Below are 21,311 nucleotides of genomic sequence, written 5' to 3' on the forward strand. Positions count from 1 at the left end.
TTTCTTTTTGCTGACATTAAACCGTGATTGTACCTAATTTTGCTATAAAATTAAGTTAGAATAGCAACTAATTTTTAATAAAGGTTGAGTGACACGTGGTAGAAAAAGCGCAATTTGGTTCTCATTTATTACACCCAAAACACTGGCCATTGTGGTTAGGTGTTGGTTTCATGAGACTTACCCAAGTATTACCATTACGTTGGCAGATGGCAATGGGTGCAGGACTTGGACGTTTAGTGCTTAAATTTGCTAAAAGTCGAAAACATACAGCAGACCGAAATCTAGCGTTATGCTTCCCTGAGATGCCTGCTGAAGAAAGAGAAACGCTACTGAAACGTAACTTTGAAGAAACTGGCAAAGCCATTTTCGATACTATTAATGCTTGGTGGTGGTCTAACGATAAAATACAGCGCCATATGACCATGAAAGGCGATCAACACGTCACCGATACACTAGATAGTGGTCATGGCGTGATTCTCTTTGCAGTGCACTGTTTACCACTTGAAATGGGCGCAAGAATGTTTGGCCAATTTCAGCCAGGGATCGGGGTATATCGTCCACACGACAACCCAGTTATGGAATACCTACAGGTTAATGGGCGTCTTCGTTCTAATAAAGGTTTAGTGCCAAAACGTGATATCCGAAATATGGTAAGAAGCCTTAGAAATCCAGATGTCATTTGGTATACCGCTGACCAAGATTTTGGCCGCTCTAGCGCAGTATTTATTCCTCTGTATGCCGTACCAGATGCCGCAACGATTACTGGCGCAACAACATTGGCTAAGCTGGGACGAGCTAAAGTGCTACCTTTCTTTGTCGAGCGCAATAGCAAAGACAACGGCTACCATATGGAAATTATGCCACCACTGGAACACTTCCCAGGTGAAGATGAATTAGCAGATGCTATCCGCGGTAATAAAATTATTGAAAACATCATTGATAGAAATCGAAGCCAATATATGTGGCTCCACAGAAGATTTAAAACTCGTCCAACAAAGGAAACGCCTTCTCTTTACGAGTGATACTCGCATAAGAATGAAGCTTTTATATTCGAGCTTTTATAAACATAGTGAAGTTAAAGTGTAATTAATGAGTACAGTGAATTGCTGTCGTTAATCTCTTTAACGAAAGGTGACTGTTTAGGGTTACCTTTTATATTCAATTGAGAAAACGCTAATAAAGTAACCTCTCAGCTTGAAATCAGATAAGAAATGATCAACGATGCCAAGCTCAATATGCTTAAACTAATTACTAAGTATTAGATTTAGCATTGTAGAGATACTCGCACTGTAATTTTAGCTCGATGATATAATCAATTTTGCTAATACCGTATTTAAAACCCAGTTTACTATCTACGCTGGGTCAGCCAATAATTAGGAACGTGTCGCCCTTATGTTAAAGTCGTTTTGCGCTACATTGATTGCTGTTTCTACCCTTTTTGCCAGCTTAAATGCTGCAGCAGTAGAATATCGTTTGCCAGCTAAAGACAGCCGACTCATTGGTGAAAACCAATATTATGTTGTTCCCGAAGGGAAGCTCACCTTAGAAGCTATCGCAGCTGAGTTCCAATTAGGGTTAAGCAACATGATGGAAGCAAACCCTGGTGTTGACCCGTACTTACCAAAGCCAGGTAGCACATTAGTTATTCCACACCAGCTTATTTTGCCTGATACACCGCGTAAAGGTATTGTGATTAACAGTGCGGAAATGCGACTGTATTACTACCCAAAGGGAAAAAACACTGTAGAAGTTTTACCTATCGGTATTGGCCAAGTAGGTCGAGATACTCCTGAAAACTGGGTAACTCAAGTGTACCGAAAGCGTGCAAACCCAACTTGGACTCCAACACAAAACACTCGAAAAATTTATGCGGCTAAAGGGATAGAACTACCTGATGTATGGCCAGCAGGTCCAGATAATCCTATGGGCTTATTTGCATTGTATGTAGGTAATTATTTTGCCGTTCACGGTACTAATGCGTCTTTTGGTATTGGACTTCGTGTGAGCCAAGGCTGCGTAAGATTACGTGATGGAGATATCGAACATTTATTTAACTCAGTTCCAGTAGGAACCCGAGTTGAATTTATTAACCAGCCGATTAAAGCCACTGTTGAACCTGATGGTAATCGTTACTTAGAGGTACATCAGCCTTTATCCGAAACAGTTGAACAGTTTGAATCATCTGAGCAACTCCCTTTGAGTTTAGATAAAAATATCACTTCAATTGTCGCTCATGCTGAAACTGATTCTTTCACCCTAAAACGTTTACTAGAGCAGCGAACGGGGATCCCAACTCGCATCAATAGCATTCAACATGCACAATTAGATGAAGAAGTAACCCCAGTCGAATCTGAATAGTTCCTTCTCAAACAACAAACTTGATTACGTACATGCTAAGCCATTTTTATTTTCGGCTTAGCGTGTTGTTATCAGTTAAGTCCCCAAACACCTTTTACTTTCCAACTTGAGTAATGTTCGGTAAATCAGTAGTCTAAAACCATTGTTGCTTTACTCGCGGTGATTGATTGCAAATGGTTATGAACAAAACTCCCACTCAAATATTCACGAGTGATAAATGTAAATCACCCTCTTTTGCATTATTTTTGATAATCACCTGTGGACTAACATTAGGTCTGCTGCCATTTAAAGTGACTGCATTTCAATGTGAGCTTTCCCCCCAAGTAGAACAACTTACTCACCTTGAACAACAAATCACACTAAGTGAACTTGATAACGGGTTAATCGTCAGGCAAGTTAATCGCCCTCAACAAGCCACCGTATCTATTGCTAGCCAATTTAATGTAGGCTCGCGTAACGAACCAACAGGTCAAACGGGCTACGCACATTTATTCGAACACTTACTGTTTAAGGGCAGTCAAAATGCACCAAATGATAGCTACCCTCAACAAATGAGCGCTATAGGTGCCCGCTTTAATGCCAGTACCCATTTTGACTACACTAACTATTTTGTCACCTTACCAGCACAGGCTTTAGCACTAAGCTTATTTCTTGAGTCCGATCGATTTATCCGCCCCGTATTATCCGAAACCACAGTCAAAAATCAGCAAGGTGCAGTGTTAGAAGAAATGGCTACCACCATTGATAATCAACCTTACCTTCGCCCTGCTATGGAGTTTTTACTTTCACAGGTTGCTGGAAGTCAGTATGACCATGCCATCATAGGCAGTAAAGCTGATGTCACCAGCGCAACGGCAGAGGAGCTAATACAATTTCATCAGCGTTACTATCGCCCCGATGCCATGCAGTTATCCTTAGTAGGGAAACTTGATAATAATACTCTACAAACAGTTGAAGAATATTTTGCAGCTTGGCAAGCACCTGATCAGCCCCATGATAAGTTCGCCCCCATCACGGTTAATCCAAAAGCGGTTAAAACAGAAATAGTCGATGAGCGTGGACCATGGCCAGCACTGTTATTGGCATGGCATACCGTTGGAAGGCAGCACCCCGATTTCGAAACAATTGCCTTGTTGCAAAGCCACCTGTTTCAAAACCTAAAAAATGCGCTTGCGGCCAATACCATAGATAATCCGCCACAAATGCTCAGTTACTCTATTCCATTAACCATGGAAGATCATGGTGTTACCAATCTCGTATTAGTGCCAAGAGCCAATACCTCGCTTAATGAACTTCAACAATTGGTGGACTCTCTTCTCACTGAAGTAGTCGAAAATGGTATTGATGCGAATGACTTATGCGGCTTAAAAGCCGTAGCGATTAACGATCTGCAACAAAAGCTGGCAAGCAGCCAAAACATGGCTAAATACTTATCAAATACTTCAGTTAGGGATAAAAACTTCCCAATAACCCAGCCTTGGCAGAGAACCCAAAAAGTCACTTCCCTTGATATTCAGCGAGTCACCCAGCAATACTTTATTGATAAATCGGTGAGAGTGGACTTACTACCGCCTTGGTACATTCGTTGGGGGAAAAACTTGTTAGAAGTGCTACCAAAAGGCTTTGCTGAAACATTAGAGCAATGGGCACTCTGATAAGGCTAGAGGCTAACAATGAAGAGATTTAAGACTGATGAGAATAGAATACAAATGAAACAATATCTAACGCGTATAATATGTATTTTCAGTCTAATTTTAATGGGCTGCCAACACTCTCCAATAAATTTTACTGAATCCCAGCCACCCAATACGCCTAAGCTGACTCAGTTAGCCAACGCACCAGTTTTACAGCCGTTATCTAGCGCTGTAACCGAAACACCTAGCCAAGAACTCACTAGTATTAAACTCAGTGACCGATTTACAACCCATCAATGGCTACTGAACCAACGGCAAACAGACCAAGAAACGACAAGTGATCAAAGCCTAAACAGCATTTACTTTATAGGTATATCACCACACTCTGCACTTGAAAGCCCTGATGTGCTGATAGAAGCGTTTTCACAACGAAGAACTCAACTCGCCAACCTGCAACAATCAGCTGAGCTGATAGCCTGCTACGACAGCATCCGTTTTAGAGCTAGCTTACATAGCATGGCTATCACAATGCAGTGTTCAGCCTCCTCTCCCCAAATGCAGAAAGTGATGATGGATTTTTGGCAGAATAAATCTCTCGATAATATCAATCTTGAAACAGTCCAAAGAAACCTCAAGCTCAATAAGCATATTGGCGCATTTACTGGCTCTGAAATTGACAAGGTATTTCGTCAGCAATTACTCGGGGTTGATCACCCGTACAATCTTAATATCAATAACCAAGAATTAATCAATGAACTCACAAAGCCAAAGCAACTACAGCAGTTGCATATAGCGACAAGAGATAAGTTGCAGTGGCACTTGTTTACTCGCACCTTTGAAAAGAGCAGCGAAAGCTTTACAGAAAATAATTACGATTGGCCTCTATGGTTAATGCAAGCTTCAACAATACAAGCCCCTAGAATACAAGCCCATACAATACAAGGTCCAACGATTGATGCTCATGCATCTAATCAGAATCTAACGGCTGATAACAATCCCGCTCCATCTACGAAAGTCGCCAAAACTATCTACATCATTGACGCACCCGATACCGTTCAAACCCAAGTGCGTGTAGGGTTTGTAACAAAGAATGAAACAATAGGCTGTAAGACAATTGCCCCCTTGCTTGGTCGGAGTTACTCCGGAAGGTTATTTTATGATTTACGAGAAGTCCGTGGCCTTACCTATGGGATTTATGGCCGCTGTATTGACGCACCTTTAAGCCAATATTTATATTTCTATGGCAGTACGGCGTTAGAAAACTCAGGTGCTTTTGTGCAAGGGATATTAGATCATACTCAGCTACTAACAGAGCAAAAAGTCAGTCAAGCTGAAATTGATTCGGTAGCAACTTACCTAATTGGCCAACGCTTACTCAGCTTAGATACTACATTTGGCCATGAGAGTGATTATATTAGACATGTTTTAGCCGGTAAAACAGCTGAACAAGCACAGCTGCAAATTAATGCGATTCGTCAATTATCACCTGAGCAATTATTACAACTGTCCATCGAGACATTTTCTAGTCAGCCTATGATTGTATTACGTGGTGATGCCGACAAAATTACTCAAGATATTCGAGACAAACTACCTGACTGGCAAATAAAGCCTATCTCAGCGAATTAATCAAAGCCTCGTCATCGCACCGCAGTTAGTGCGAGTATCACTTAACATATAGCAGGATTAAAGCTTTCGTATACCAATGCCTTTAGCTGGTTCTTTCCTGTTTATATCGGCTACAGGTGTCGGTAATAGTTAACTACTTCACTTGGTTAGCCGTATAAATATGATAGTTGGGCTTAACTGCACTGGGGTCATCTAAAGACCCGATGGTAAGAGTGAAATAATCAGGATAACGGGTGTCACGAAAACTTAAGCTGCAGCCACACTGCTGACAAAAACCGCGACGAACATGTTCTGAAGAAAAATACTCAGTGACCTCACCTTTAAGCCAATTCACTTGCTCAATTTTAAAATCCATCCAAGCTTGAAAGACTGCACCAGATGATTTCTGGCATTGCTTACAATGACAATAATCGGCATCAAATGGTTCAGCTGATATTTGATACCTCACAGCACCGCACAAGCAACCGCCTTGAAGCATCAAAGCTTTGGATTCACTCGCCTTATTGCTATCCGCTGTCATCAGCGACTCCTTATTCTCAGATATTGTGTTCTATCATTACCTTGGTCGATATTAATGTCAAAATACACCCAGAAACAAGGCAAAAAAAAGCCCTCACTTGAGGGCTTTTATGGAGTGTACTTACTGAATGAACAACTTTATTTAGTAAGTTGCTTCACGCTTTTCAGCTTCAGCATCCCACTTAGGAGCAAGTTCTTTTAAGAATCTTTGCTTATCAGCATTCATCTTATCCATGTCCATACCTAATGCTTCCTGTGCTTTCTCTTTAGTAGAGATATCAGGGATAGCGATTGGCATTTTCACGCCTTTAGCTGCAAGTAACTGCGCTAACTTGATACGCGCATCAGCAGCCTTATCAACTGCACCACCTAAGATACGTAATGCTTCAGCTGGAGCATGAGCAGCAACACCGTGAGATGCAGTTGCAAAGTCCCAGCGCCACTGACTGTGACGGATATCCATTAGAATAGGCTTCATTTCAGCTTCTGTTGCACCTGCTTCCCAAGCTGCACCAGCTTCGAAGTGAGCGTGTACAAGTTGAGTTTCAGCTCTTAGCTTGATTTCAGTAACACTTTTTTGATTCTCATGTGTTACTTCCATCATGAATTCTTTTGTTTTACCTTCATGACAAGTGGCACAAGTTTCGTCGAAGCGATCGAAAGGGTTACCTACTTTATGGTCTGTGAACTTACCTTTACCGTTTGCTTTAGCAACACGAGGCATATGACAGTCAGTACAACTTACGTTGTTTTTACCGTGCATACCTAGCATCCAAGTTTCATAACCAGGATGTTGTGCTTTTAGCATAGGAGTTTTAGAGATCGCGTGAGTCCAATCTGAGAAGTTTATTGCATCGTAGTAAACTTCCATTTCTTCAACAGTAGTACCGTTGTCCCATGGGAATTTCACGAAACCTTTACGATCTTCAGTTTTCTCGAAGTAGTACTCAACGTGACATTGGCCACAAACCATAGATTGCTTGTCTTTACGAGACGCTTTATCAAATGGCATATCGATTGCTTCTAGAGCACGGTCAACATATGGACGAGAAATTCGTAATTTTGGTGAACCTTTAACGTGACAGTCACTACAACCGATAGTGTTAACGATTTCAGCACCGCCTTTAGCCCACTTACCTTTAAAGTAACCGTCTTCACCTTGCTCTTCGATCATACGAGGTACATCAGGGCTTTTACAGCTCCAACATGCCATAGGCATAGGGCCATCATCAGGGCCTGTTGGTGCCCCAGTACGTAAAGTATTACGCACATCAGTCACGGCATAGTGGTGACCACGTGCTTTATTGTAATCCTTAGCAAAACCGTAACCTGCCCATAACACAACCAGATTTGGATCTTCTTCTAGCACATCAACAATTTCAGTACTTTCTGATGTTGCGTGCCAAGTTTCAAATTGCTGCTTATACTTGTCCTTGTAGACTTCACTACGTGGTTCAGTTTTGTCACTAGCCATCGCACTAGTCATCATAAAACTGGTTGCCATCAATGCGCTAAGCGCAATAATTTTTCCTTTCATCTTCATCACCGTTCATCTCCGTGTTACATTTTATTTTAAATATTCACGACATCTCCATGAACAAACTTAGCCATTTAAGGTTAAATTAAGAATACCCCTTTGTGAGTATTAGGCAATAAGCTTGCGCCAGATCAATATGTTAATATGTTGTACATCACATTTTTGAGAAACTGTTAACATAATACAGGGATCACTAATGTAAAATAATCCATATAAATTGCAGTTTAAACAGACTAAAGTTGGATACCCAATGACTAAAAGAGGCAGTCTCACCTCCACTATTCTTAGACTAATGTTAGTCCTAATTTTCATTTCTTCCAGCTTAGCCGTTTATTCAATTATCAACCTGACGTTTAGTATCGGTGACGCTAGAGCTATCAATGCTTCGGGCTCCCTACGTATGCAAAGTTATCGATTAAAATTGTATTTAGATCGTGATGAGCAGTTGCTTAAAGAAAAAATAAATCAATTCGAAACAACCTTGCATTCAGAGGCGTTAGAACGCTCGTTAACTTGGTACAGTCCAAGGGACTTATCACAACAGTATTTACTGGTTGTCGATACTTGGAATCAAATGCGCTTTTTTATCGAAAATGACCAACGCCAAAACTACTCAGCATCATTAAAAGACTTTGTAGATACTATCGACTTATTAGTACTAGAAATGGAAAGGTTTGCTGCTTTAAAACTAAGAGCATTAGTGATTGGGCAAATCATCGGGTTGTTCTTAATGTTAATCGTGGCTACCGTGGCTACCCGTTATACCCGTAAAAGAATGGTTGAACCGATACTCCAATTGATGGATGTAGCTAACTCCATATCAAAGGGCAAATTCAAGGTTAACGTACCACAAACAGAATATATTGAGCTTCATGCTTTGGCTGAGGCTTTTAAAAAAACCGCTTCTGAACTTGATACCCTTTATCAGGATTTAGAAGGTCAAGTGAATGAAAAAACCATTGCGCTCACTCGCGCTAATAATGAGCTGAGCTTTTTATATGAAAACCTGATTCGATTACATGCCGATACTTTAGACTACAAAGCCCTCAGCGCTGCATTAACCCAAATTCAGCAATTTGAAGACTTAGATTATGTCCGCTTGGTGATCGAGCACGATGACGGGACTATTGATAGTATTGAAGCCGATAATGGTTGGTTAGATTCAAATGCAGTCAATTCTGAACAAGCAGCAGTAACACCCGTTAAGTTTAACTTACAACTTGAAGACAAAAATTTAGGCTACCTTGAGATCATTTCACTTAAGCCATTAAACAACATGTTGTTTGTTAACTTTGCCATGATGCTCACCCGCTCTATTGTTATTCATAACGCCACAGAAGAAAGACAGCAGTTAGCATTAATGGAAGAGCGTGCCGTGATTGCCCGCGAACTACATGACTCTTTAGGCCAACTGCTTTCTTACCTAAAAATTCAGGTCAGCCTGTTACGTAAAAAAATTGAACCTCAATGTATGACACCGGATGTAGAAACCCAGTTAATCGATATTAATGATGGCGTGAGTACCGCTTACGGCCAACTACGTGAACTCTTATCCACCTTCAGATTAACCATTAAAGATCCTAACTTAGGCCAAGCAATTGAGGTGATGTTAGCTCAACTTCGTAAACAGACAGGGATCATTATTGAGTTAAATTACCAACTCTCGCCTCACCTGCTCGCAGCTAAGCAACACATTCATGTTTTACAGTTAACACGTGAAGCCACCATTAATGCAATTAAACATGCAAAACCTTCACGAATAGAAATTGATTGTTTTTTGGCAGATTCTGATATGATACATATTAATATCAAGGATGATGGTATTGGCGTGTCGCATTTAAAAGAGCGAGATCAGCATTTTGGTATCGGGATCATGTACGAGCGTGCAACTAAATTGCATGGCACAGTCAAGTTTGATAATAATCCGCAGGGCGGCACAACTGTCTCCCTCGTATTTCCACCCCAGCAGGAGCCTTTAAATGGGTAAACCTTATTCAGTATTAGTAGTAGATGACCACCCGCTACTTCGACGTGGCATTTGTCAGTTAATAACCTCAGATGGCGATTTTAGACTATTTGGTGAAGCAGGAACCGGTTTAGATGCACTGACAGCAATTGGCGAAGATGAGCCAGATATTATCTTGCTCGATTTAAACATGAAAGGAATGTCTGGCTTAGACACCTTGAATGCCATGCGCCAAGAAGGTGTTACAGCTCGAATCGTTATTTTAACCGTATCAGATGCCAAACAAGACGTAATTCGCTTATTACGTGCTGGTGCCGACGGTTACTTGCTAAAAGACACTGAGCCAGATTTATTACTGGAACAACTTAAAAAGGCCATGCTAGGTCACCGCGTGATCAGTGATGAAGTTGAAGAATACATCTATGAGCTGAAAAATGCCGATAATGATGAAACTTGGATTGCGTCATTAACACCACGTGAATTGCAGATTTTAAAAGAGTTAGCTGAAGGTAAGAGTAATCGCGTTGTCGCTGAAGCACTGCATATCAGTGAAGGGACGGTAAAAGTTCACGTGAAAAACTTACTGCGTAAAGCAAACGCTAAATCTCGTACTGAAATGGCGGTTAGGTACTTAAACCATTAAAGTTTAACGATTCGCAAATCTTTTCTAGTTAAAATCTCATTAAAAAAGGCGCCTCATAGTGAGACGCCTTTTTAGTTTTTATGGACTTATTATTCGAGTTAGCGACTCGAAATAATCAATAGTGAGATTCAACTTAAGGTTTGCTAATAAATTCCATCCAACTCTTAAGCGCTGTTTCGAAATCTTCTAAGCCACAAAAAGCTTCAGATTCAGCATCGTACATATTCATCGAATCTTCTAAATCAAAATCTTCATCAAAATCGATAGCAATGGCAAATACTCGAACTTGTTCACTATCAATCGCTAATGCTAAATCATGACTCTGCATCATCCAATCATTTTGCTTGTTCGCTCTAATGACTTCAATCTGCTTCATAATATGATGACATTGCTCAATATTACTGCCCAATCGCTCCGCAAAAAAGCGGCCTAAAATAGCATGTTCCATACTAAATTCAGCAAATAAGGTGCCGTCTAAGCTGTTACGGCGAAACTCGTATTCCATGATAAAACTCAAAATTAGGCTTTGTATTATTTTAACCGAAGTTGGCTAAAACTGCGCAGTTACTAGGTGTAAATAATGAAAATGTTGCATAACAAGCCATAAATCGCATTTTATCTTCAGCACTATTCAGCAACATCAGTACTATTCAGCATCAGTACTATGCTTCAATAAATGCGCTAAGTAGGATTTGAACTGCTCACTAAGTTTTTTATTAAATTTTATTAACACTCATCATTCGAGCACAAAAAAGGACGCATATTGCGTCCTTTTTAGTCAGTTCCCCTAATAAAAGGGAAGCTTAAATATTACTGAGCAGCAGGTACTTCTTCAACTTGTGCTTTCTCAATAGACAGTAATTCAACTTCAAATACTAATGTTGAGTTAGCTGGGATAGTACCAGTATCACGCTCACCGTAAGCTAATTCAGACGGGATAACGAACTTGTACTTAGCACCGATAGGCATTAATTGAACACCTTCAGTCCAACCAGGAATAACACGGTTTAGTGGGAACTTAGCTGGCTCGCCACGGCTGTATGAGCTATCAAACTCAGTACCGTCAATTAAGGTACCTTTGTAGTGTACTTCAACAGTGTCTTCAGCAACTGGTGTATCACCTTCGCCCGCTTCTAATACTTCATACTGTAAACCAGACTCAGTTGTTACCACGCCTTCTTTAGCTTTGTTGGTTTCAAGGAATTTCTTACCTTCTTCAACAGCTTGGCTTGCTAATAACTCAGCTTGCTCTGCACGTTTTTCACTTAATTTAACGTCTAAACCTTGAAGAACAGTTTGCATTTCTTCTTCTGTTAACTCTAAAGTATCAGCTAAACCATCGCTGAATCCTTGAATGACTAGTGCGCGGTCAACAGCAAAACCTAAGTCTTCTTGTTCAGTAATATGACCAGCCATGTAACGACCGATAGAGCCACCAACACTGTAAGCTTCTTTTTGCGCGTCAGTTGTTAATTCAACTTTCTGTGCCACGACTTCTTGTTCTTGGTTACATGCAGTAAGACCAACAACAGCCAGTGCAACTAACGATAATTTGTAAATAGATTTCATTAAAGCTTCCTCAGCGTCCTATAGCGGTTACAATAACCTGTAGGTAAAAAATTTGTATATATTTGGCCACTTTATACTAAATAAAGTGTTTTTTGCAATGGCCTGAATAATAACTCAGCCTTTGAGACAACTTTTACAGGAGCAAGTTCATGTTTCGAGTAATTATGCTGATATTGTGCTTTTGCACTCTTACAGCTTGTCAGCCTGCAGCTAACAAAGTGTTCAGTGTCACTAAAGATTCTAGTTACAGTGCGAGCTTATCTGAAAATGGCCAGCTCGCCCTTGTCAGTACAGCAAGTAATGGGGTTCAGTTATGGGACCTTAACCAAGAAGCGTTAAAATACCGTTGGCAACATGGCAGCGATTCAAATGCCACTGATAATAATGTGTTTGATACTGCCTTTTCTGCCAATGCCCAATACGCTGCGACATTAACCACTGACTCCTTGGCTATTTGGAATATCGATACTGGAGAATCAATTGGTTGGTGGTCACTCCCTGCTTCTGCGCAGTCCGTTGCCATTGCCAATAATGCACAAACATTAGTAGGCTTGGTCGATGGCTCAGTGATGTCATTTGCACCTAAAAAAAGTTTAATCAAATTTCTTGGTCATCAAGAACGTGTATCCAGTGTGTCGATATCTGCAGATGGCCAGCTTGCACTAAGTGGCTCAAACGATGGTTCAGTGATTTTGTGGCAAGCACAAACAGGTCAGCCAGTGCATCAGTGGCAACTTGAGTCACGCATTGGCAAAGTTAATCTAAGTCAAAACGGCAAATTAAGCTTTGCCAGTGATATTACTGGTAACGGCGCTATCTATTACAGTGATACTGGTGAAGCATTATCGACCCTAGCAATTAATCGCCGCCAAATGACATTTAGTAGTGCTCGATTTATTCAACAAGATAAAATCCTGATTACAGGGTCACCATCTAAAGAAATTATTTTATGGCAAACCGAAACAGGTAAAAAACTGGCCAATAGACAAATTCAGTTAACTAAAAACAGTCAAAATAGAGGTGCCGTTGTATACTCTATTGCAAGTGATGCTCAACAACAGATTGTGAGTATCAGTAATCAAGGTTTAGTTGAGTCATGGGGCCGATTACCTTAAGCGTAATCAGTGTTCCCGTGACGGTGAGAGGAAGTAATGCAAGACATGCAACAAAAGATTGATGATTTAGAAATGAAAGTGGCTTTTCAAGAAAGTACACTTGAAGACCTTAACCAAGAAGTGATTAAATTAAATGACTTAGTGGCTTTTCAGCAGCACCAAATGTCATTAATCGTGAATAAACTACAAGCGATTGAGCCAAGTAATATGGCAACACAGTCTGAAGAGACTCCGCCGCCACATTATTAAATGTTCGCTTAAGCATTGTTTGCTAGATTTAATATCAATCAGATAACTATTGGTTTCAACTTAAGAAACTTGATTCGCATTAAGGACCTATATGCCTGCAAGTGACACACTGACAATAGCCCAAACTGGCGACGCTATTTTAACTTGTCGAACACAAGCAGTAGTTCACTTTGATCAAGCTCTGATTCAGCTTGCTAATAATATGATGGCCACCATGTTTGCCGCCAATGGAGTGGGAATAGCCGCCCCTCAAGTGTTCCGTGACATATCCATGTTTATCATGCATTCAAGACCGAATGAGCGTTACCCTGACGCACCCGACATGGGGGCGACAATTGTAGTCAATCCACAAATTGTCACACGTTCAGACGAAATGGAATTAGGCGCAGAAGGCTGCCTTTCTATTGCAGGCAAACGCGTAGAAGTATTACGTCATAAAAAAATTACCGTACGCTATCAAACACTCACTGGTGCTAGCGTTGAACAAGCGTTAAATGACTTTGAGGCACGCATTTTTCAGCATGAATATGATCATTTACAAGGAATTACTTTGCTTGAAAGGATAAACATGGACGATCAAGTACCGCTTGAAGCCAGTGCACCTCAACGTCATTTCTCGCGTTTTTGGCAGCGAGAAGCTCAGGTGTCTAACAATGACTAAATTGCTCAGCATTGGTCTCATCTGCTTCACCTTGTCGGGTTGTGCTTATAATAGCGTGTTAATCAATTACCCCTCGCAAATCGCCCCAATTAAACAGCAACTTGCTAGTCCAACGCCGAGTGCCAAACTGTCAGAGCTTGCCGGTGAAATCGATACTAATGACGGTTTACTTTATGCTCAGGAGGCCGGCAGAGTTGCTCAAGTATCAGGTGATTTTGAAGCCAGTAAAACTTATTACCAAGCGGCTATTGAAGCTTATAAAGCGTTTGACGACCGAGCCACTATCAGTGCATCAGATTTAACCGCTACCGCCAGTAGCCTAGTGTTAAATGATAATGCGATACCTTATCGCGGCCCTGGGTACGAGCGCATTATGGTGCATCAGTATCAAGCTTTTAATTACTTATTTTCAGGTGACGCACAAGGCGCTTTAGTCGAAGTACGCCGAAGTAATCAACTGCAAGCCAGTGAACAGGCACGCTATCAAAAGTCGCAAAAGTCAGTGCGCGCAATGGCTAACGGCACAATTGATGCAGAAATCAATAAATTAGATCAAGCCACGGGTACCGTTACTAGCTCATTTTTAAATGCCTATAGCTATTACACGACTGGCTTATTGCATGAGCTATTGGGCGAGCCGAATGATGCCTATATCGATTACCGTAAAGCGGCACAAATCACCCCAAACAATAAATATCTGCAACAAGACTTAGTGAGACTTGCTAAGCAATTATCGATGCCGCAATACGATGAATTTAAACGCCGCTGGGGTGATGCGGTGTTACCGAAAAACGGTCAAGGCCAAGTGGTCATGGTGGTTGAAAAAGGCTTTGTGCCTGAAAAGCAAAGTTTAACCGTCCCATTCACCATCGATGGTAACTGGCAAACCGTATCACTTGCGACTTATCAACCCCACAGACAAGCTATTCAACCTTCAACGGTTCAAGGCCTAGGAACAGTATTAAAAGCGGAACCAATTGCTAATATTGATGCCTTAGCTATTAATGCCCTTAAAGAAGATTTACCAGCCGCTTTGGTGCGCCAAGCTGCGCGGGTCTATACTAAGTCTGAAATGACTCGCAGTGTAGAAAGCGGAAGTAAGCGCCGAAACAACGAAGCTGATGCCGCGGCTATTTTAATGCAAATATTTAATGTAGTGACAGAGCAAGCTGACAGACGTAGCTGGCTGACACTACCGAGACAGGCACAAATTGCCCGCCAATATATCGAACCAGGCGAGTATCAAATCCGTTTAGGCAACAGTCCTGCTGCCAAAATTGATGTAAAACCTAACCGTGCAACATTAATTTGGGTAATAGAGACTGGAAATCAAACCCGTTTTTATTCAATAATTATTTAACTCGACTATTTTTAAACTCGACTATTTATAAGTCATATCCAACATGGAACTTACTATGAAACATTTTAAACTGATTTTTGTTTTAGCCGCAGCTATCGGGCTATCAGCTTGTCAATCTAAGGTTGAGTATGGCGACGCAACTGAAGTAGAAACCGTTAATGAAAACTTTGGTTCAACTGACTTACAAGCCATTGCCGCGAAAATGGTCGATAGCATGCTGACGTTCCCACCTGTGATTGTTATGACTCAGAACGATCGCCCTATTATCTTCGTTGATAAAATCAAAAACAAAACCTCTGAGCATATTGATACAGAGTCAGTCACAGACTCTATCAGCAACAAGTTATTACGTTCTGGTAAGTTCCGCTTTATCGATATGACTAAAGTTGATTCAGTGCGCAAACAACTGGATTATCAAAACAACGCTGGTATGGTTGACCCATCAACGGCAATCAAATTTGGTCGTCAGGTTGGCGCGCAATACATGCTTTACGGCAACTTATCGAGCATCGTAAAACAAGATGGCAGCACCAAAGATGTATACTACAAAATGACCATGCGTCTTATGGATTTAGAAACAGGCCTAATCGAATGGTCTGATGAAAAAGAAATCCGTAAAGTTAAATCTAAGTCTTTCTTAGGCCTATAAGCCTCTGATAAACTTTAATTAGCCGACTTCGAGTCGGCTTTTTTACAACTGTAAACAATAGTCATTGAATAAAACTCTAGTTCCAAAAAACAATAATAAATTTTTAGGGAAGAAATAGTGAACCTGTTTAAGTCATCTTTAGTCGTACTCGCCTGTGCAAGCTTATTTGCTTGTAACAGCACACCAATATCCACGCCCACACAACGAGATGGCAGTGCCAATATTAGTGAACAACAAGCCATGGCACGCTCTAGTGTCGTTTCCGAGGTTAATTACCAACTCAGCTTTAACCTCACTGGCGAAAGTCGCTTTAACGCCACAACTAAAGTCGAATTTAATCTTAGCAGCACCAAAGAACCACTAACCCTAGATTTAAACCAAGCTCTCATTAGTAAATTTGCCATTAACGGCAAAAGCATTTATCCCAATTACAACAATGCTTACATCACCTTAAATCCGCAGTTACTTAACAGCGGTAAAAACACCATCGAAATTGAATACAGCCGCGAACACAGCACCAATGGCGAAGGCTTGCATCGCTTTGTCGACCCTGTAGATGACAAAGTCTATTTGTATTCACATTTTGAACCCGCTGCAGCCCAGCAAATGTTTGCAGTATTCGATCAGCCCGACTTAAAAGCCACTTATCAAATCACGGTGTCAGCGCCAAAAGATTGGACTGTTATCAGCACCATGCGCGAAACCAGTATTGACGAGCAAGCAACAGCCAATGTGTGGACCTTCCCCGTTACACCTAAATTGAGCCCATATAACTTTTCAATGCATGCGGGCCCTTACCATATGTGGCAAGACGATAGCGGCAAATACCCTATGCGCTTATTTGCCCGCCAGTCCGTCGCTAAGCAAGTGACCGCAGAAGATTGGTTTACCTTTACCAAACAAGGTTTAACCTTTTTTGATGATTACTTTGGAATCGATTATCCGTTTAAAAAGTACGATCAACTATTAGTGCCTGACTTTTTATATGGTGCGATGGAAAACGCGGCTGCTGTGACCTTTGCAGAAAACCGCTTTATGTACCAAGACACCATGACAGCAGCGCAAAGACAACGTTTAGCTAGCGTCATCATGCACGAAATGGCACACCAGTGGTTTGGTGATTTAGTCACTATGAAATGGTGGAATGGTTTATGGCTAAACGAAAGTTTCGCTTCTTTCATGGGCACCTTAGCCACCAGCGAAGCAACTGAGTTTAGCCACGCATGGCGCACATTTTACGCCACAGGTAAACAAAGCGCTTATCGTCAAGACAGCTTAGTCACCACTCATCCTATTGAAGTCCCAGTGCCGACGAGCATGAATGCCTTCGATAATATCGATGCGATTACCTACTCAAAAGGCGCTTCAACCTTAAAGCAGCTCAGACACTTATTAGGCGAAGAAACATTCCAACTCGGAGTGCAGCAATATCTGACTAAATACAGCTATCAAAATGCTGAGCTAGATGATTTTATTGGCAGCTTAGCTCAAGCAAGCAATCGAGATCTGTCCCAGTGGACTCAAGATTGGCTATACCAAGCTGGCGTAAATACCTTAAAAGCTGAGTTCAGTTGCGACAATGACAGAATAACTGAGTTTTCACTGATACAAACCGCCCCAAGTGCCGACTTACCTACACTAAGAGAGCAACGTGTGCAGGTTGCACTATTTGATGCCACTCGATATTCAATCCATGCAGGGCCTAAAGTCGCAGTCACCTACAAAGGCGAAAGAACCGAAGTGCCGGAGTTAGTTGGAAGACATTGCCCTAACTTGGTTTACCCAAACTTTGAAGATTGGGGCTACGTTAAAGTAGAGCTAGATGATCGCTCATTTGAAACCGCAAAACAGCAGTTAAGTAGAGTCGAGGATCCGTTATTGCGCTCAATGCTATGGCAAAGCATGTGGGACAGCGTCACTGATGGAAAGAGTTCGCTAAAACAATATATTAATGTCGCTTTAGTCAACGCCCCACTAGAAGAAGACTATACGATTTTAGGTCAGGTAATACAGAACCTTAAACAAGCTCAGCAATATTTAAATAGCATGGCCCCTAACCATCAAGCTTATGCTAGCAAGGTCAGTAAAGCGCTCACTCAAATGAGCTTGCGTATGGCAATGCAGCATCATGATAATGCAGACTTTCAGCGCCGCTGGTTTGATAGCTATGTTAGCTTAGCGAGTAGTCAGCACGCATTGGATCACTTAGCCGATCTACTGGAAGGCAATGCGACGATTAGAGGCTTAAATATCAGCCAAGATTTACGCTGGAAAATCATTATCAAACTTAATCAATATGATTATCCACAAAGTGGGCTAATTGCCATTGAAGAAAAACATCGCGACTTGTCAGATTCAGGCCAAAAATCAGCGTTCGCCGCTGAGGTCATTCGCCCACAAGCACAGCTTAAGCGTCAATGGCTGCATACTATTGAACACGACACTAACCTGCCATTTTCAAAACTGCGTGTAGCAATGAATTACTTGTACCCAAGTGAGCAAAAGTTATTAAGTGCCGCCACAGCAGAACAGCGCTTAGCCAATATTGCAGAGGTCGATAAAAAAGGGCCTGTATTTATGCGCGCTTATAATCGCAGATTAATACCAACAGCTTGTACAAATGCCAGTATAGAAGCCATCAATGAAGTATTAAACACCGAAACGGGCTTGTCGCAAATGACACGTAGAGCATTATTAGAAACCCGCCAAAAAGAACAAGGCTGCGTGAAGATGAGCGAAAAACTTAACCAGTAACTTAAGCCTTCACCCAAATAGCGCGAACAATAAATGCCGTTTCAGTATCGAAACGGCATTTTTATTTTATATGTATAACATCTTGTATAACTGGGTAAGCATCACTTCAGCCCCATTTGAGAAAATTAAAAATTCATTCTTTACTCGCCTTTGTTACAAAAGTCTTCGTCTTTTTATAAACGTCTTCGTCTTTTTTCAAACGTCTTCGTCTTAGGGGATATAAGCTCAATTAACTCTCGCGTCATCAACAACGCAATTAAGTATTTTGGAGACAACATGACCCAATTCAATAGCGCATCACAGTTCAGCGAAAACAACTTCATCAAGAGTAAGCCTGAGATGCTCAACAACTTTTATGGCACGACTGATGTGTTCCCTTATTGGGTCGCAGATATGGACTTTAGCGTTGCTAAGCCTATCAGCAACGAATTAAGCCGCTTAGTTGAGCGTGGTGTTTACTCGTACGAATTCAATGAATCAGCGGTATTCAAAGCCATTAGTCATTGGTTTTCAACTAGACATAATGTCAGTTTGTCAAAACAACACTTTGTTCAAGTACCTGGGGTATTATCTGGTATCGCACTATTGTTGCGTCAACTAACCAATGAAGGGGATGCGGTATTAATCCATACTCCGGCCTATCACCAATTCGAAAATTTGATTGCTAAAGCCGATCGCAAAGTGGTTAAAAATGAATTAGTGATTGTTGATGACAAATATCAAATTGATTTTGATATCTTTGAAGCGCAAATTCAGCAAGAAAATGTCAAAGCCATGATCTTCTGCAATCCCCATAACCCAACAGGGCGCGTATGGACACAAACTGAATTGGAAAAAGTGGTCGAGATTGCTGCGCGTCATCAAGTAATGATCATCAGTGATGAAATTCACTCAGATATTATTTTTTCAGGACATCAGTTCACCAGTTTAACTGGCTTTGATTATGACAATATCGTCACGATGATCGGCTCACCTGCTAAAACCTTTGGCATGCACAGCATTTCAAATGGTTATATCTATACCAATAACGATGCGTTACTGGCTGACATTAAAAAACTGATAGGCGCCTTATACCTTGACCACGGTAATGCATTAACCACATTTGCCACTATTGCGGCCTACGAAAAAGGCGCTGAATGGGTTGACGGCATGTTGGATTACTTACAGCAAACGGTCACTTGGATTGGTGAATTTACTGCTCAGCATATTCCGCAATTGAAGGTGTTCCAACCAGAAGGTACTTATCAAATTTGGTTTGATTTTTCAGCGCTCGGATTTAATGATTCGCAGCTCAAAGAAGTGGTATTCCAGCAAGCTAAAATGGGCTTAACCCCTGGCAGTTGGTTTGGCTCACAAAGTCCTCAGTACATGCGCATGAACATAGCCACATCAAGAGACAACATCATTGCTTCATTTGAATTACTCAAAACGGCAATCGATGGCTTTGATGCTGATCAATGTGGTTCCGACAGTTGCAGTACAAATAGTTGCTGTACATCAAGTGCATCAAATGGCTGCTGTTAATCAACAGCGAGCGCAATTCTCTGCATCCATAGAATGATGATCGAGCAGTAAAATGCAGCTTTTATTTTAAAAGCTGCACTTCTTTTGCAGGCAATTTCAACTCATCTCCCCCTCTTCCTTCTGCAAGATACAAAATAACTAAAAATATTAATTTTGTATTAATAATCAGTACTTAATATTCATCACCGTTTTTGAGCCATTTAAATTCTACGCGGTAGTCACATAATAATAAGGAAGAATAAAATGAAGCTTATACTGCTATTAATGTTCGTGGGAACAGCCTTAATGGGTTGTACTGATGATAGTGACAATGACAACACGCTATCCGATGAGGCTATTGCTCAAACTATCGAATGCTCTAACTTAACTGGCAGCTATCCATGCACAGCAAACCTCCCCTATGCTTGGGGCCAGCTGATTGAAGACAGTGAATTTTGCACCAGCGTTTATTGCTTTGAAGATCGCTCTCCGGCGCCACAAAACCCAGGGTTAACCCGCTGGCGTCAAGACGAGCTTATCCCTGTATATTACTTAAACGCAGTAGATGCTCGTTTCAGCTACGCATTAGATAAAGCTGAAAGCATTATTGGCTATCCAATGTTTGATCGTAAAGGCGTGATAGAGCTCGACATCAGCGATCCATATAACATTGATTATTCAGATGTACCTACAGAATGGGGCTTTATTTGGAGCCAAGGCACAGTATCTGGTAGTTGTAGCTCTGGCACAGTTTCTCAAGGACCTTTAACCAATAGTATTGTAGGTCACACTGCTGGTTATGATTTAGGTATCAATAAACCGACAGGGGAACCTTTTGCTTGGATCAATCTTGATAGCGCGAATCCAGATCCCAACTGTACCACTGTTGCGAGTAACGAAGTCAGCCTTCATGAACTTGCTCACGCATTAGGCATGGGAAACCATTTTGAGGGTTTTGGCAATGGTGCAGCTTTTAATAGTAATGCAGAGCGAGTGTTAYRCYAACGATGCACCAGTATTAACTGGCTCGCCAGCCACAACGGTGAATGAAGATACAGCGTATAACTTTACGCCGGCTGTCTCAGATGATGATGCTGGGGATACATTAACCTTCAGCATTACCAACAAACCAACATGGGCAATGTTCAGCACCATTGCTGGTGCTGAA

At 41.3% G+C, this 21,311-nt stretch carries 18 protein-coding genes; 14 read left to right on the plus strand and 4 right to left on the minus strand.

Going from position 1 to position 21,311, the window contains the following annotated elements; genetic code table 11:
- The first annotated feature begins 95 nt into the window (after positions 1-95).
- The 4 genes from lpxL (at position 96) to FNZ24_RS13230 (ending at position 5,618) form a co-directional block, all read left to right on the plus strand.
- Entirely contained in the window at positions 96-1,022 is a 927-nt protein-coding gene (gene lpxL, locus FNZ24_RS13215) for an LpxL/LpxP family Kdo(2)-lipid IV(A) lauroyl/palmitoleoyl acyltransferase (protein WP_153915021.1), read from the plus strand.
- 370 nt (positions 1,023-1,392) lie between these two features.
- Positions 1,393-2,358, plus strand: coding sequence for a L,D-transpeptidase family protein (locus FNZ24_RS13220; protein ID WP_153915023.1), 966 nt, complete (start codon positions 1,393-1,395; stop codon positions 2,356-2,358).
- A 179-nt stretch (positions 2,359-2,537) separates the two neighbouring features.
- The gene (locus tag FNZ24_RS13225) at positions 2,538-4,013 is read left to right on the plus strand and encodes a M16 family metallopeptidase (RefSeq protein WP_153915024.1); all 1,476 of its coding nucleotides are present in this window, start codon (positions 2,538-2,540) and stop codon (positions 4,011-4,013) included.
- 54 nt (positions 4,014-4,067) lie between these two features.
- A complete protein-coding gene (locus FNZ24_RS13230; protein ID WP_153915026.1) occupies positions 4,068-5,618 on the plus strand; it encodes a M16 family metallopeptidase in 1,551 nt (516 codons plus the stop codon).
- Positions 5,619-5,751: 133 nt separating this feature from the next.
- Here the strand turns inward: FNZ24_RS13230 and FNZ24_RS13235 are convergent, their stop codons facing one another.
- Positions 5,752-6,138 carry a GFA family protein gene (locus FNZ24_RS13235; protein ID WP_228768481.1) on the minus strand — a complete coding sequence of 129 codons (387 nt, stop codon included), beginning with the start codon at positions 6,136-6,138 and terminating at the stop codon, positions 5,752-5,754.
- Positions 6,139-6,279: 141 nt separating this feature from the next.
- Positions 6,280-7,680: an ammonia-forming nitrite reductase cytochrome c552 subunit gene (gene nrfA / locus FNZ24_RS13240; protein WP_153915058.1), complete on the minus strand. Its 1,401-nt coding sequence runs from the start codon at positions 7,678-7,680 to the stop codon at positions 6,280-6,282.
- A 244-nt stretch (positions 7,681-7,924) separates the two neighbouring features.
- Between nrfA and narQ the strand changes: the two genes are divergently transcribed.
- The gene (gene narQ, locus FNZ24_RS13245) at positions 7,925-9,661 is read left to right on the plus strand and encodes a nitrate/nitrite two-component system sensor histidine kinase NarQ (RefSeq protein ID WP_153915028.1); all 1,737 of its coding nucleotides are present in this window, start codon (positions 7,925-7,927) and stop codon (positions 9,659-9,661) included.
- Positions 9,654-10,283 carry a response regulator gene (locus FNZ24_RS13250; protein WP_153915030.1) on the plus strand — a complete coding sequence of 210 codons (630 nt, stop codon included), beginning with the start codon at positions 9,654-9,656 and terminating at the stop codon, positions 10,281-10,283. Before narQ ends, FNZ24_RS13250 begins: the two co-directional genes overlap by 8 nt.
- Positions 10,284-10,416: 133 nt before the next feature.
- Here the strand turns inward: FNZ24_RS13250 and FNZ24_RS13255 are convergent, their stop codons facing one another.
- Both FNZ24_RS13255 and fkpA read right to left on the minus strand, forming a co-directional pair.
- The gene (locus FNZ24_RS13255; RefSeq protein WP_153915032.1) at positions 10,417-10,788 is read right to left on the minus strand and encodes a YacL family protein; all 372 of its coding nucleotides are present in this window, start codon (positions 10,786-10,788) and stop codon (positions 10,417-10,419) included.
- 305 nt (positions 10,789-11,093) lie between these two features.
- Complete coding sequence (fkpA, locus tag FNZ24_RS13260) at positions 11,094-11,852, minus strand: FKBP-type peptidyl-prolyl cis-trans isomerase (RefSeq protein ID WP_153915034.1); 759 nt, start codon at positions 11,850-11,852, stop codon at positions 11,094-11,096.
- A 149-nt stretch (positions 11,853-12,001) separates the two neighbouring features.
- On the opposite strand from fkpA, the gene FNZ24_RS13265 reads away from it, so the two are divergent.
- The 8 genes from FNZ24_RS13265 to FNZ24_RS13300 all read left to right on the plus strand — a co-directional run bounded on the left by FNZ24_RS13265 (position 12,002) and on the right by FNZ24_RS13300 (position 21,193).
- Positions 12,002-12,967, plus strand: a complete 966-nt coding sequence (locus FNZ24_RS13265) for a WD40 repeat domain-containing protein (protein ID WP_153915036.1) — start codon at positions 12,002-12,004, stop codon at positions 12,965-12,967.
- Positions 12,968-13,003: 36 nt separating this feature from the next.
- The gene (locus tag FNZ24_RS13270) at positions 13,004-13,216 is read left to right on the plus strand and encodes a SlyX family protein (protein ID WP_153915038.1); all 213 of its coding nucleotides are present in this window, start codon (positions 13,004-13,006) and stop codon (positions 13,214-13,216) included.
- Positions 13,217-13,307: 91 nt separating this feature from the next.
- Positions 13,308-13,877 carry a peptide deformylase gene (gene def, locus FNZ24_RS13275; RefSeq protein WP_153915040.1) on the plus strand — a complete coding sequence of 190 codons (570 nt, stop codon included), beginning with the start codon at positions 13,308-13,310 and terminating at the stop codon, positions 13,875-13,877.
- Entirely contained in the window at positions 13,804-15,237 is a 1,434-nt protein-coding gene (locus FNZ24_RS13280; protein WP_416384838.1) for a COG3014 family protein, read from the plus strand. The genes def and FNZ24_RS13280 overlap by 74 nt, the downstream gene beginning before the upstream one ends.
- A gap of 55 nt (positions 15,238-15,292) precedes the next feature.
- The gene (gene lpoB / locus FNZ24_RS13285; protein WP_194945063.1) at positions 15,293-15,886 is read left to right on the plus strand and encodes a penicillin-binding protein activator LpoB; all 594 of its coding nucleotides are present in this window, start codon (positions 15,293-15,295) and stop codon (positions 15,884-15,886) included.
- Between the two features lie 117 nt (positions 15,887-16,003).
- Positions 16,004-18,640 carry an aminopeptidase N gene (pepN, locus tag FNZ24_RS13290; RefSeq protein WP_153915046.1) on the plus strand — a complete coding sequence of 879 codons (2,637 nt, stop codon included), beginning with the start codon at positions 16,004-16,006 and terminating at the stop codon, positions 18,638-18,640.
- Between the two features lie 276 nt (positions 18,641-18,916).
- On the plus strand, positions 18,917-20,164 hold the full coding sequence (locus FNZ24_RS13295; protein ID WP_153915048.1) for a MalY/PatB family protein: 1,248 nt from the start codon (positions 18,917-18,919) through the stop codon (positions 20,162-20,164).
- A gap of 243 nt (positions 20,165-20,407) precedes the next feature.
- Complete coding sequence (locus tag FNZ24_RS13300; protein WP_153915050.1) at positions 20,408-21,193, plus strand: hypothetical protein; 786 nt, start codon at positions 20,408-20,410, stop codon at positions 21,191-21,193.
- Positions 21,194-21,311 lie beyond the last annotated feature (118 nt).

Origin of the sequence: Shewanella sp. TC10 (genome assembly GCF_009663145.1) — a bacterium.
Lineage (GTDB): Bacteria > Pseudomonadota > Gammaproteobacteria > Enterobacterales > Shewanellaceae > Shewanella.

Coding starts and splice junctions, on each gene's coding strand:
- FNZ24_RS13220 (WP_153915023.1), top strand. CDS start 1,393: ATGTTAAAGTCGTTTTGCGCTACATTGATTGCTGTTTCTACCCTTTTT.
- def (WP_153915040.1), top strand. CDS start 13,308: ATGCCTGCAAGTGACACACTGACAATAGCCCAAACTGGCGACGCTATT.
- FNZ24_RS13235 (WP_228768481.1), bottom strand. CDS start 6,138: ATGACAGCGGATAGCAATAAGGCGAGTGAATCCAAAGCTTTGATGCTT.
- FNZ24_RS13250 (WP_153915030.1), top strand. CDS start 9,654: ATGGGTAAACCTTATTCAGTATTAGTAGTAGATGACCACCCGCTACTT.
- FNZ24_RS13230 (WP_153915026.1), top strand. CDS start 4,068: ATGAAACAATATCTAACGCGTATAATATGTATTTTCAGTCTAATTTTA.
- lpoB (WP_194945063.1), top strand. CDS start 15,293: ATGAAACATTTTAAACTGATTTTTGTTTTAGCCGCAGCTATCGGGCTA.
- fkpA (WP_153915034.1), bottom strand. CDS start 11,852: ATGAAATCTATTTACAAATTATCGTTAGTTGCACTGGCTGTTGTTGGT.
- narQ (WP_153915028.1), top strand. CDS start 7,925: ATGACTAAAAGAGGCAGTCTCACCTCCACTATTCTTAGACTAATGTTA.
- FNZ24_RS13295 (WP_153915048.1), top strand. CDS start 18,917: ATGACCCAATTCAATAGCGCATCACAGTTCAGCGAAAACAACTTCATC.
- nrfA (WP_153915058.1), bottom strand. CDS start 7,680: ATGAAGATGAAAGGAAAAATTATTGCGCTTAGCGCATTGATGGCAACC.
- FNZ24_RS13270 (WP_153915038.1), top strand. CDS start 13,004: ATGCAAGACATGCAACAAAAGATTGATGATTTAGAAATGAAAGTGGCT.
- FNZ24_RS13255 (WP_153915032.1), bottom strand. CDS start 10,788: ATGGAATACGAGTTTCGCCGTAACAGCTTAGACGGCACCTTATTTGCT.
- FNZ24_RS13225 (WP_153915024.1), top strand. CDS start 2,538: ATGAACAAAACTCCCACTCAAATATTCACGAGTGATAAATGTAAATCA.
- FNZ24_RS13265 (WP_153915036.1), top strand. CDS start 12,002: ATGTTTCGAGTAATTATGCTGATATTGTGCTTTTGCACTCTTACAGCT.